The organism is Siminovitchia terrae (assembly GCF_003605405.2).
Taxonomy (GTDB): domain Bacteria; phylum Bacillota; class Bacilli; order Bacillales; family Bacillaceae_C; genus Siminovitchia; species Siminovitchia terrae.
Genome location: NZ_QYTW02000005.1, coordinates 154,850 through 166,734 on the forward strand (window position 1 = coordinate 154,850; position 11,885 = coordinate 166,734).

12 protein-coding genes are annotated in these 11,885 nt (G+C 41.9%); all 12 read left to right on the forward strand.

Features of this window, described 5'->3' with window-relative positions; translation table 11 throughout:
* Position 1 precedes the first annotated feature (1 nt).
* The gene (locus D5F11_RS07840) at positions 2 to 1,453 is read left to right on the forward strand and encodes an ABC transporter substrate-binding protein (RefSeq protein ID WP_120117506.1); all 1,452 of its coding nucleotides are present in this window, start codon (positions 2 to 4) and stop codon (positions 1,451 to 1,453) included.
* 13 nt (positions 1,454 to 1,466) lie between these two features.
* Complete coding sequence (locus tag D5F11_RS07845) at positions 1,467 to 2,954, forward strand: aldehyde dehydrogenase family protein (protein WP_120117505.1); 1,488 nt, start codon at positions 1,467 to 1,469, stop codon at positions 2,952 to 2,954.
* Between the two features lie 40 nt (positions 2,955 to 2,994).
* Positions 2,995 to 3,147 carry a hypothetical protein gene (locus D5F11_RS26150; protein WP_185830566.1) on the forward strand — a complete coding sequence of 51 codons (153 nt, stop codon included), beginning with the start codon at positions 2,995 to 2,997 and terminating at the stop codon, positions 3,145 to 3,147.
* A 397-nt stretch (positions 3,148 to 3,544) separates the two neighbouring features.
* Entirely contained in the window at positions 3,545 to 4,468 is a 924-nt protein-coding gene (locus tag D5F11_RS07850; protein WP_185830567.1) for a PAS domain-containing sensor histidine kinase, read from the forward strand.
* A gap of 403 nt (positions 4,469 to 4,871) precedes the next feature.
* On the forward strand, positions 4,872 to 5,132 hold the full coding sequence (locus tag D5F11_RS07855; protein WP_120117503.1) for a DMT family transporter: 261 nt from the start codon (positions 4,872 to 4,874) through the stop codon (positions 5,130 to 5,132).
* A 275-nt stretch (positions 5,133 to 5,407) separates the two neighbouring features.
* Positions 5,408 to 5,722, forward strand: a complete 315-nt coding sequence (locus D5F11_RS07865; RefSeq protein ID WP_120117502.1) for a DMT family transporter — start codon at positions 5,408 to 5,410, stop codon at positions 5,720 to 5,722.
* A 34-nt stretch (positions 5,723 to 5,756) separates the two neighbouring features.
* Positions 5,757 to 6,422, forward strand: a complete 666-nt coding sequence (locus D5F11_RS07870; protein ID WP_120117538.1) for a DNA alkylation repair protein — start codon at positions 5,757 to 5,759, stop codon at positions 6,420 to 6,422.
* 30 nt (positions 6,423 to 6,452) lie between these two features.
* Entirely contained in the window at positions 6,453 to 7,001 is a 549-nt protein-coding gene (locus D5F11_RS07875; RefSeq protein ID WP_120117501.1) for a cysteine hydrolase family protein, read from the forward strand.
* 18 nt (positions 7,002 to 7,019) lie between these two features.
* Positions 7,020 to 8,486 (forward strand): nicotinate phosphoribosyltransferase, encoded by a 1,467-nt coding sequence (locus D5F11_RS07880; RefSeq protein ID WP_120117500.1) that lies wholly within the window; start codon positions 7,020 to 7,022, stop codon positions 8,484 to 8,486.
* A 30-nt stretch (positions 8,487 to 8,516) separates the two neighbouring features.
* Entirely contained in the window at positions 8,517 to 9,341 is an 825-nt protein-coding gene (gene nadE, locus D5F11_RS07885; RefSeq protein ID WP_120117499.1) for an ammonia-dependent NAD(+) synthetase, read from the forward strand.
* Between the two features lie 375 nt (positions 9,342 to 9,716).
* Entirely contained in the window at positions 9,717 to 10,673 is a 957-nt protein-coding gene (locus D5F11_RS07890) for an AAA family ATPase (protein WP_120117498.1), read from the forward strand.
* A 1-nt stretch (position 10,674) separates the two neighbouring features.
* The gene (locus D5F11_RS07895) at positions 10,675 to 11,871 is read left to right on the forward strand and encodes a DUF58 domain-containing protein (RefSeq protein ID WP_120117497.1); all 1,197 of its coding nucleotides are present in this window, start codon (positions 10,675 to 10,677) and stop codon (positions 11,869 to 11,871) included.
* Positions 11,872 to 11,885: the final 14 nt, after the last annotated feature.

Below are 11,885 nucleotides of genomic sequence, written 5' to 3' on the forward strand. Positions count from 1 at the left end.
TATGTCGGAAAAATTTGTTATTGCGCAAGGGACAGATGCATCCACACTTGATCCTTTTGCTCATTCAGAAACTACAACATCGAATATTTTATTGCAGGTGTATGACTCTCTTGTTAAACGGAATGAAGATATGGAAATAGTTCCCCATCTCGCGGTTGAATGGGAACAAAAAAGCAGTAAAGAATTAGTCTTCCATTTACGTCAGGATGCAGTATTCCATCATGGCGATCAATTGACTGCTGAGGATGTGAAGTTCTCCATTGAGAGAATGGTAGATCCTGCTAATGAAGAGAGATTTCCTCCTTCCGGCAGATTCAACTCCATGACATCAGTAGATATATTGGATAAATACACAGTAAAAGTGAATTTCAACAGGCCAGACCCTAATATACTTGCGCAATTGGCAGGATTAATGATCATATCAAAAGGTTACTTTGAGTCCATTGGTGAAGAACGCTTTTCAAAGGAGCCAAGTGGTACAGGCCCATTCAAATTCAAGCAATGGGATAGAGAAGCAGGGAAAGTCTATTTGGAGAGAAACGTTGATTATTGGGGTGGAAAAGCAGATATTGAAGTACTGGAATTTCATGCAGTTCCCCATGGTTCAGATCGAATAGCGGGATTGATTGAAGGTAATATTCATTTGACCGCAAACTTCCCTCCTTCCGAGCAGGAAAACGTTCAACAATATGAGCATCTGACAGTTGCAGGCACACCGAGTGTCGGGGTTATTTATATGGGAATTAATACAAACCATGAAATATTGAAAAACAAAACGTTGCGCCACGCTATTGCGCACGGCATTGATGTAAATAAGTTTATAGACGAAGAACTATTGGGATGCGGTTACCCGCTTAATGGCCCAGTCTATCCACAAGCTTTTGGAGTGGATCAGGATCAAAAACCAATTGAATACAATCCGGAAAAAGCGAAGGAATTATTAAAAGAGGCAGGCTATGAGAACGGAGTAAAAGTAAAATTAGAAGTTCCCGATGGCCGGTTTACACAGGATAAAGAAATTGCATGGAGCATAGCTGAACAGCTTAAGGAAATTGGGATTGAATTGGAAGTAGATGTCCAGCCTTGGGGACCATTTATATCACGCTTCAGAGATCATAAGTACGATCAAATGTATTATGTAGGATGGGGAAATTTCACCTTTGATCCTGATGAAGTATATAGAAATGCTTTTATCCATCCTAAGCCTTGGAATCCTACACATTTCCATCATGAGAGACTGGCCGAGGTTGCAACAGAAGCAAGCTTATCATTAGATCAGGATAAGAGAAAAACACTATATTCTGAGGCACTTAGCATTTTCAGGGACGAACTTCCTTGGATACCGTTGTTTCAACAATTTGACCTCTATGGATTAAATAGTGCATGGAATTTCAAAGCGAGAATGGATGAGTTTATTTACGCATTTGACATTACTAAGGCCAAAACAGAATAAGAGAGGAAATAACATGCCATTTAACGTTAAAAAAATGTATATCAACGGCGAGTGGGTCAACAGCCAAGCTGATCAATCACGTGAAATCTTGAACCCTGCAACCGGAGAGGTAATTGCTGTAGTAGCTGAAGGTACAGTTGAAGATGTCAAACATGCGATTCACTCAGCTCGGAAAGCGTTTGATGAAGGGCCATGGAGAAGCTTTAGCGCACAGGATCGGGCAAGTCTATTATTGCAAATTTCTAGTCTTATAGACGAACATAAAGAAGAACTGGCTAAACTAGAAACGATGAATAACGGAAAACCTCTCAGAGAGGCTCTTTCCGATGTTGAAACGGCTTCCGATGCCTTTCGTTATTATGCTGGCTTAGTCAGAACTTCATTAGGTGAAACATTTGATTCAACAATAGATAGCATCGTTATTCAGGAGCCGATTGGTGTTTGCACGCAAATTGTCCCGTGGAATTTCCCGCTTCAAATGGCAGCTTGGAAACTGGCTCCATGTCTTGCAGCCGGTAATGTGTCTGTATTTAAACCTGCAGAGACTACACCGTTGTCAGCGATACGACTTTTTGAACTTATGTCCGAATTAGATATTCCTCCAGGTGTTGTCAATCTGGTTCTTGGAGCTGGAAGAGTGATTGGAAATGAACTCACATCCAATGAACATGTGGATAAGGTATCTTTTACGGGCGGCACTGTAACTGGGAAAAAGATTATGGCAAATAGCATTGAGACGATGAAAAAAGTAACACTGGAGCTTGGTGGAAAGTCACCCGTTGTCGTTTTTTCAGATGTTAATATCGATACAACTGTGGAATATGCTTTATTTGGAATTTTCCTAGGAGCAGGGCAAGTATGCTCAGCGGGCTCACGAATTTTAGTTCATGAGGATATCTATCAGGAGTTTATCGGAAAAATGACGGCACACGCTGAACAAATTGTTGTAGGAAATGGGCTGGATGAAGGGGTAGAAATGGGACCTGTGGCATCTGAAGCGCATATGCATAAGGTGCTTGACTTTATCCAAACAGGAGAAAGAGAAGGGGCGACCTTAGCAACTGGCGGAAAGCGGATTGTTGAAGGGAATTATGGTAAAGGCTATTTTATAGAGCCTACTATTTTCACAAATGTTTCTAATAACATGAGTGTTGTTCAGGAAGAAATATTTGGCCCGGTTGTTACAGTTCAAACGTTTAGCTCGGAGGAAGAAGCTGTAAGATTAGCAAACAGTACGAAATATGGCCTAGCTGGAGCAGTATTCACAAATGATTTTTCTAGAACCTTAAGGGTCACGAAAAGCATGAAGGCAGGTACTGTGTGGATTAATAAATACCATTCTGTTAATAATCAATTGCCATGGGGTGGATTTAAACAAAGCGGCTTTGGAAGAGACCTTGGTAAGAACAGTTTATTGGAATACACAGAAACGAAAGTAGTAAATATGAATATTCATTCTTCCGCTGTTGGTTTTTATAAAAGCTTCTCTGACAACAGTTAACTTCATTCAGCAGAAGTCTCCCACTTCTGTAAGTGGTGAGATGAAAGCATATTGGTATTCCATTCAGTGGGGGGGCAAACCCCGGCTGAATAAAGTTAAAGCCTCCGGCGGATGCCACAGATTTTCAGAGGAAATTTATCGAGCGAAGCTCGATAAAATCTGGGCGCAAATACGCCAAGGCGCATTTGATTGAAAAATAAGAGCGTAAATTCTTGAGGATTTTACGCTCTTTTCCCTTATTCTCCCTGTCATTCAGACGCCGATGGGATCAGAATATGTACAAATTGAATTTCTTCCTCCGCATTATATTTTTGTTAAAAAATTAACTACCAAAAGCATTAACTTTCGAATATCATTTTTCCCGATACATAAACAATATTTGTTATTTTCTTCCTTCTTTTCTGTTAAAATGAACAAATAGGAAGAGCTTCCTGAAAGAAGGGATCACAATGGTTGCCAAGGAGTCCAAAGATAGAAGTAACGATATGAATGTGCCCGAGCAGACTAGTGAAATAATTAGTTTATATGACGTTTTGAACAAAAAAATTCTGTATATTAGTCCGCCCCTCCCTGGACACAGGAGAATAGATATGGAGGAAATTATTAAAAATCCTTCAATTATAAGGGAAAAATTGTATCCAGAGGATGCTGATCGGCTTTTTCAGCTATTTGAGTCTCCCTCTTCATCCCCTTGTGAAATGGACTATCAGATTAAAGGGGAAGAGAGATGGTTAAGGACAACCTTTATCCCTATTACTGATCCTTCTGGAAATGTATTGAAAGTCCTTAATTTTACACGTGAAATCACTTATTGGAGAAAAAGAGGCCAATATGCAGAAAAGACAAATCAGATGAATCTGTGCAGCCAAATTGCGGCTGGGTTTGCCCATGAAATCAGAAATCCGCTGACAACGATTAAAGGTTTCCTGCAGTTGATGTATCAGGACAAATCGGACATATATCAACAAATGATCATTCAGGAAACGGAAAGAATCGAATCCATCATTAATGAGTTTTTAATGCTTGCGCAGCCTTATCCAGGACAGGATTTTATTTTGATTAATGTAAAGGACATCGTGGGTGACATTTTCCTTACGATCAATCCACAAGCTTCGGAAAGCAACATCAAAGTTTTCATGACCGGTGGTAAGAATCTTCCATCGGTGAATGGTTCACCTGAACAAATCAAGCAAGCTCTCTTGAACTTGATAAAAAATGCAATTCAAGCTATGCCGCTTGGTGGAACGTTGTACATTTCAGTAGCTAAGGTGGATGAGGGTGTCTCGATCATGATAAAAGATGAAGGTACAGGAATTTCACCTAAGAAATTGTCCCGTCTGGGCATACCCTTTTATTCGAACAAAGAGGAAGGGGCAGGCCTCGGAATTATGATCAGCCGACAGATCATCAAAAACCACCAAGGGACCGTTACTTTCGAAAGTGAAATCGGAAAAGGGACTATTGTTGAGGTGATCCTGCCTTCAGCAGATGTATCAGATTTACAGGAAAACTGAATCGATTGAGTAGCAGGGCCGTTACTCAATCGATTATTACATTCTCCGCTCTTATTCTTCTCTCCATTCCAGCTTATACCGTGCGTTCCCATCTCCGTTCTTTATTTCCACTGTCACAAACTCAGCCAGTTCAAGCATGTGGAGTTGATGCTCTGATGAGGGAGTTGATTCTCCACCTTCCATTTTGCGGCAATCGCTTCAGGTGCCTTGGCTGCTTTCTTTCGTGATATCCTCTTTTTCCAGCTGATAAGAATGATGCTCGTCTATCCCTTTCTTAATTCAGGTATCAACAAATCCTTCATCTCACCATTCTAACTCGATTGTGTATATTGTGCAGAACGTAACATAGCCGCGGCTTCTGTGATAATATATAGTTGGGAGATCATAATGAAAGGGGAAGAAAATGGCCTGGATCTATGTCCTTTGTGCGGCAATCGTGGAAGTGTTCTGGGTAATCGGTTTAAGATATTCCGAAACAATATGGGAGTGGCTTGGAACAGTTGTTGCAATCATTTTCAGTTTCTATTTTATTATTAAGGCATGTAAAAGATTGCCCTCCGGCACGGTGTATGCAATATTTACGGGTTCCGGGGCAGCGGTGATTGTCCTCATTGATTTTATATTTTTCGGAGCTGACTTTTCTTTAAAGAGTAAGAAAATATAAAAACAGATGAAATATGTTTTTCGAATTAAGATTTAATATGTCTAGCTACAGGCGCCATCGGCTCGAGGTCACAAGTCAAATTGCTGTGGTGGCTGAGGAACTGCCTCCTCGCAATTCGCCTTGTGCTTGTCGCCGATAGACGGGCGCCTTGCGCTTTTCTTTATCTAAAGTGTTTTTAATTGCTCTTATTATCGTTGGTGTAGTGGGAATTAAAATAACAACAGACGGACAGGAAGAATCGAAGACTAATACTCCATCAGCGGAGGGAAAATAAAATGGCTTGGCTATTTCTTGTCATTGCAAGTTTTGGAGAAATTTTTGGCGTCATGACAATTAATATTTACAATGAAAGAAAGTCGTTTTTCTGGCTTCTTATCATGATATTGACCTTCGGGTTCGGTTTTTATTTTTTATCGTTAGCAATGAAGGAGATTCAGCTTGGAACCGCGTATGCCATTTGGACTGGGCTTGGCGCTGCGGGGGCTGTTTTGATGGGCATTTTGTTTTTTAAGGAGCCTGCGAGTTGGAAGCGTATGCTGTTTCTTTCCTTTATTATAGCAGGAGCGGTAGGCTTGAAAGTCCTGGAATAACAGTCAGGGAGACAAAATGATAGGTGATAAAAAAATGGTATCTTCATTTTTGATGCAGATGGAAGAAAGCCGTAATCCTGAAAATGCTGCAGCTATGAAAAAATATATGAAAAATCTATTCCCTTTTCTTGGAATAAAGGCGTCGGAGCGCAAAAAGCTGTCGAAGACTTTCATCCAAGAGCTTTGTGCGATTAAAGACTTTGAATCGTATGTTTTAAACTTGTGGGAGCTGCCTGAAAGAGAGTATCAATATGTTGCGGTTGATTTTCTAGTGAAAAAGAAAAAGCTTCTGGATGAAAGTCATGTTGATCTGATTGAAAGTTTAATCCTTACAAAATCATGGTGGGATACAGTAGATCCGATTGCCTCGCATTTAGTCGGAGCGATATTTTCGAAAAGTCCGGCATTGGTTCAAAGAAGAGGAACAGACTGGGTAAACTCTGAAAATATCTGGCTCCAAAGGTCGATGATTCTCTTTCAACTGAAATACAAGGAAAAGACCGACAAGGAATTATTATTTTCTATCATCGAACGGACAAAACATATTGAAGAATTTTTCATTCAAAAAGCGATTGGCTGGGCCTTGAGGGAATATTCGAAGACGAACCCGGCTGATGTTGGCCGATTTATTGAATCCCAGAGTTTATCGAACTTGGCGAGAAAAGAAGGCTTAAAGCATATAGAAAAAGTCATCCTGTGAAAAAATGTGAATATGGAGGTTTCGATCAAGATGAAAAAAGCTTTGCTGAATGTCGACTATACTTATGATTTTGTGGCGGAGGATGGAAAGCTCACATGCGGGAAGCCAGGACAGAATATTGAGCAGGCGATTGTCGGTTTAACGAAACAATTTTTGGAAGAGGGCGACTTTGTCGTGTTTGCTGTTGACATGCATGTTGAGGGGGACAAGCTGCACCCGGAAACAAAGCTCTTTCCTCCACATAACATAGAGGGGACATTAGGACGCGATTTTTATGGTTCCTTGAAACATTTGTATGAACAACATAAAGATGGTGCGAATGTACATTATATGGATAAAACTAGGTACAGCGCTTTTGCGGGGACGGATCTGGAAATCAAATTGCGTGAACGCGGAATAGAAGAAGTGCATATATGCGGTGTCTGCACGGATATCTGTGTGCTGCACACAGCCGTAGATGCCTATAATAAGGGCTTTAAAATCGTGGTTTATAGAGCGGCTGTAGCTAGCTTCAATGAAGCGGGTCATGAATGGGCATTGTCCCATTTTGAAAACACGCTTGGTGCAGAGGTCGTTTAGTAGAGGAGTGGACAACAAATGAAATATCATTATCCGGATGATAGCTTGATGCTTCATACCGATCTATATCAAATCAACATGGCTAAAACATACTGGCAGGACGGAATACATGAGCGTAAAACAGTGTTCGATTTGTATTTCAGAAAGCTTCCGTTCAAAAACGGATATGCTATATTTGCAGGGCTTGAAAAGGCGATCCATTATTTAAGAGAATTCCGGTTCACGGACAGTGATCTCAAATATTTACGTGAGGAACTGGAATATGATAGCAGGTTTATCGACTATCTGGCTGATATGCGTTTTACCGGCACGGTTCGTTCGATGCGGGAAGGTGAAATTGTTTTTGGCAACGAACCGATTATGCAGATAGAAGCTCCGCTTGCTGAAGCACAGCTGATTGAAACTGCGCTTTTAAATATAATCAATTACCAAACTTTGATAGCGACAAAAGCATCCCGTATTAGAGAGATTGTCGGCGATGGAGCCGCTCTTGAATTCGGAACAAGACGTGCGCAGGAAATGGATGCCGCTTTATGGGGAACGCGTGCTGCTTATATCGGGGGCTTCGATGCAACGAGCAATGTCAGAGCGGGAAAACTGTTCGGTATGCCTGTTGCCGGGACACACGCCCATTCTCTAGTACAATCTTATAAAGACGATTATACCGCATTCAAAAAATATGCGGAAAGCCACTATAATTGTGTTTTTCTTGTCGATACATACGACACGTTGAGGTCCGGCGTGCCGGCTGCCATTAAAGTGGCAAAAGAAATGGGGGACCGGATCAAGTTTGAAGGGATCAGGCTTGATAGCGGGGATATGGCATTTTTATCAAAAGAGGCGAGAAAAATGCTTGATGAAGCAGGGTTCCACGACACAAAAATTGTGGCGTCAAGCGATCTCGACGAGTATACCATCTTTCACCTGAAAGCACAGGGAGCAAAAATCGACTCTTGGGGTGTCGGAACTAAGCTGATTACAGCATACGACCAGCCGGCCCTTGGAGCTGTGTATAAAATTGTCGCCATTCAAGATGAACACGGCGATTGGCAGGATACAATCAAAATTTCCGGAAATGCAGAAAAAGTTACGACACCGGGCCGTAAAAAGGTTTACAGGATCATGAATAGGTTAAATCATAAATCAGAAGGCGACTACATTACATTATGGGATGAAAATCCACAAGAAGAAAAAAAGTTGAAAATGTTCCACCCTGTCCATACATTCATTAGCAAGTTTGTTAAAAATTTTGAAGCGAAAAATCTACTTCATGACATTTTTGTGGAGGGTGAAATGGTTTACGAGCTTCCTGAGCTTGAACAGATTAAATCATACACGTGTGAAAGCCTCAATGTTTTGTGGGACGAATATCGGCGTATGCTTAATCCGGAAGAATATCCAGTTGACCTTAGCCAGAAGTGCTGGGACAATAAAATGAAAAATATAGCGGCAGTAAAAGAAAAGACTGATCAGTTGAAAAAGTAGATATGGGCTCATGAAGGAGGATACCTCATCATGGATTTGCAACAGAAAATCATTGAGGCATTAAAAGTGAAACCGACAATTGATCCGAAGCAAGAGATTCGCTTAAGTGTGGATTTTCTTAAGGATTATTTAGAAGCGCACGATTTTTTTAACGGTTTTGTACTTGGCATCTCAGGCGGACAGGATTCTACGCTTGCAGGCAGGCTTGCTCAAATAGCCGTTGATGAACTGAACGAGACGCACGGTACGAACAAATATAAGTTCATCGCTGTCAGACTTCCGTATGGGATTCAAAGCGATGCGTCAGATGTGGATGATGTACTCGAATTCATCAAGCCTTCCGTTACGTATGAAGTGAACATTAAGCCAGCGGTGGATGCTAGTGTGGCTTCACTTGAAAAAGCAGGAGTCAACATTTCCGATTTTACAAAAGGAAATGAGAAAGCACGTGAACGGATGAAAGCACAGTACAGCATTGCCGCTATGAATGGGTGTGTTGTATTGGGGACGGACCAGGCTGCTGAAGCCCTGACGGGATTTTTCACTAAATACGGAGATGGTGCTTCTGATGTAGTGCCGATTTTCAGGCTAAACAAGAGACAAGGAAGAATGCTGCTTCAAGAATTGGGATGCCCAGAGCATCTATATACAAAAGTTCCGACGGCAGACCTGGAGGATGACCGTCCAATGCTTGCGGACGAAGTGGCTCTCGGTGTGACCTATGACGATATAGACGATTATCTGGAAGGAAAGCAGGTTTCGGAAACAGCAAAGAATACAATCGAAGCTTTATACCGGAAATCGGAGCACAAGCGGCATATGCCGATTACAGTGTTCGACGATTTTTGGAAATAAAATGGAAGTGAACAGGGATGGATGATTCTTGTTCACTTTCTCTTGACTATCTTAAATTAAAAGATAATTTCAATAGTTTTAACTTCATTCAGCAGAAGTCTCCCACTTCTGTAAGTGGTGAGATGAAAGCATATTGGTATGTGGGGATTCAGACGCCGGCTGAATAAAGTTAAAGCCTCCGGCGGATGCCACAGATTTTCAGAGGAAATTTANGTGGGGATTCAGACGCCGGCTGAATAAAGTTAAAGCCTCCGGCGGATGCCACAGATTTTCAGAGGAAATTTATCGATCGGAGCTCGATAAAATCTGGGCACAAATACGCCAAGGCGCATTTGATAGATTGGTTGAGAAAAATTTGAGCGGCAGGTGAGGAACATGACGGTCGAAATCACTCAGAAGCATATTAAAAAAATTATTCAAAATATCGAAAAGGTCATGATTGGTAAAAGTGGGGTGGCCAGACTTTGCCTGGTAGCTCTATTGGCTGAAGGGCATGTGCTCTTGGAAGATGTCCCGGGCGTAGGCAAGACGATGATGGTCAAAGCTTTGTCAAAGTCTGTTAACGCTGAGTTCAAGCGAATTCAATTTACCCCGGATCTTTTGCCTTCAGATGTTCTCGGTGTCTCTATCTATAACCCAAAAGAAATGGAATTCACGTTCCGTCCCGGCCCAATCATGGGCAATATCATTTTGGCAGATGAAATTAACAGGACTTCGCCAAGGACACAGTCTGCCTTGTTGGAAGCCATGGAAGAGCACAGTGTAACAATTGATGGAGTCACTTTGGAAATGGAGAAACCTTTTTTTGTAATGGCCACCCAAAATCCGATTGAGTATGAAGGAACGTACCCGCTTCCTGAAGCCCAACTGGACCGTTTTTTGTTAAAGCTTGAAATGGGTTATCCAAGTGAGGGAGAAGAAGTGGAAATGTTGACGCTGAGTCAAAAAACATCCCCGATTGATGAATTGCAGCCGGTGATTTCCCTGGATGACCTAAGGAACCTTCAGGATTATGTGAAGGATGTTTTCGTCGAAGAGGCAATGAAACAATATATTGTAGAGCTTGCGAATAAAACCAGGGTGGATTCACAGGTTCAGCTTGGTGTCTCTCCGCGGGCATCCATTGCTTTGCTGAAAGCATCTCAAGCACTGGCATTCATGTCAGGCCGCGATTTTGTCCTTCCAGACGACATTCAATATTTGGCTCCATTTGTTTTTGGTCACCGTCTTATTTTAAAGCCGGAAGCAAAATATCAAGGAACCAAAGCGGGTGATATACTGGAAACCATCCTTCCGAATGTTCATGTACCAGTGAAAAGGGCAGTGAAATAACATGCCTAGGGGTCTGTCGAAGTGGATAAAGATAAAAAGATTTATTTCTTTCGCCGGTATTTTGATCTTACTCGCCGCTGCTTTCGCCTATGCTATGTTTCAAGGCGGGTTCGTCAGTTGGTTTTTATTTTACAGTTTCTTGCCATTTGCTTTGTACCCCATTCTCCTTTTCTATTACCCTGTGAACTTCACGGCAGAAAGAACCATTTCCCCACGAACTTACAATGCAGGTGACGATATTGAAGTGAATGTGACGTTGACAAGGAGGTTTCCATTTCCCCTTCTATTTCTTGTAGTCGAAGATGTCATACCAGGTTCACTTAAGCAAAAAGAAATAAAGCAGATGTTCTTTCCGGGATTTAAAAAGAAATTCAAGATGACGTATACAATCGGAAATGCTTCCCGCGGAGAGCACATTTTTCAAAATGTCAGGCTGAAGACGGGGGATGCACTCGGACTACTGGAAAAAGAAAAAAGGATTCCCTGCAAACAGGCCATATTGGTTTACCCTCCGCATGAAGCTATTTTTTACAGATCCATCCGCAATATGTTCGATCAGGGAGGAATCGTATCGCCCTTATCAAGCCATGATCCTTCTCTGGTGGCGGGAATCCGGGAATATGAGCCGGGGGATCGCTTTTCTTGGATAGATTGGAAAGCGTCCGCAAGAGTAAACGAAATGATGACAAAGGAATTTGATACGAGAGAGTCTGATGATTTTCTGATTGTTTTAGATACGATGCCTACGGAAACATTCGAAGTTTTAGTGAAGTTTGCTGCGTCGGCTGCAAGGACTGTCATCAAGAACGGTGAGAAAGCTGGGATTTTACTTGGTGGAAAAGAGAGTTTGTTCATTCCACCAAGCAGTGGAGCGGACCAACTGCAAGCTATATTTTACCATTTGGCAAAAGTAAGTGAGGATGGATCGCAATCAGTGGAAAATCTCTTTGAAGATCCGAGATTTTCTGGACAATCCGCTGTTTATATGATTGTTACCTCCAAATTAACGAAACAAATGATAGATGGGGCGGAGCGTTTGCGTGGAAAGAAAAATCGGGTCATCTTTTTTCTCATAAAGGGGGAGGGATGGTCGATAGAGGAAACGGAGCTAATAGCTGCAGCGGTCAGAAAAGGACTGATCGTCCAGCCGGTTGAACACGATTTTCAAATGGCTTTTGCGGGGGTGAAACAGGCATGATGGGCAGGAGTAAA

Bases quoted from the DNA above. Each gene is read 5' to 3' on its own strand.
- D5F11_RS07865 (WP_120117502.1), top strand. From the start codon at position 5,408: ATGGCTTGGCTATTTCTTGTCATTGCAAGTTTTGGAGAAATTTTTGGC.
- D5F11_RS07895 (WP_120117497.1), top strand. From the start codon at position 10,675: ATGCCTAGGGGTCTGTCGAAGTGGATAAAGATAAAAAGATTTATTTCT.
- D5F11_RS07870 (WP_120117538.1), top strand. From the start codon at position 5,757: ATGGTATCTTCATTTTTGATGCAGATGGAAGAAAGCCGTAATCCTGAA.
- D5F11_RS07840 (WP_120117506.1), top strand. From the start codon at position 2: ATGTCGGAAAAATTTGTTATTGCGCAAGGGACAGATGCATCCACACTT.
- D5F11_RS07875 (WP_120117501.1), top strand. From the start codon at position 6,453: ATGAAAAAAGCTTTGCTGAATGTCGACTATACTTATGATTTTGTGGCG.
- nadE (WP_120117499.1), top strand. From the start codon at position 8,517: ATGGATTTGCAACAGAAAATCATTGAGGCATTAAAAGTGAAACCGACA.
- D5F11_RS07890 (WP_120117498.1), top strand. From the start codon at position 9,717: ATGACGGTCGAAATCACTCAGAAGCATATTAAAAAAATTATTCAAAAT.
- D5F11_RS07845 (WP_120117505.1), top strand. From the start codon at position 1,467: ATGCCATTTAACGTTAAAAAAATGTATATCAACGGCGAGTGGGTCAAC.
- D5F11_RS07855 (WP_120117503.1), top strand. From the start codon at position 4,872: ATGGCCTGGATCTATGTCCTTTGTGCGGCAATCGTGGAAGTGTTCTGG.
- D5F11_RS07880 (WP_120117500.1), top strand. From the start codon at position 7,020: ATGAAATATCATTATCCGGATGATAGCTTGATGCTTCATACCGATCTA.
- D5F11_RS07850 (WP_185830567.1), top strand. From the start codon at position 3,545: ATGGAGGAAATTATTAAAAATCCTTCAATTATAAGGGAAAAATTGTAT.
- D5F11_RS26150 (WP_185830566.1), top strand. From the start codon at position 2,995: ATGAAAGCATATTGGTATTCCATTCAGTGGGGGGGCAAACCCCGGCTG.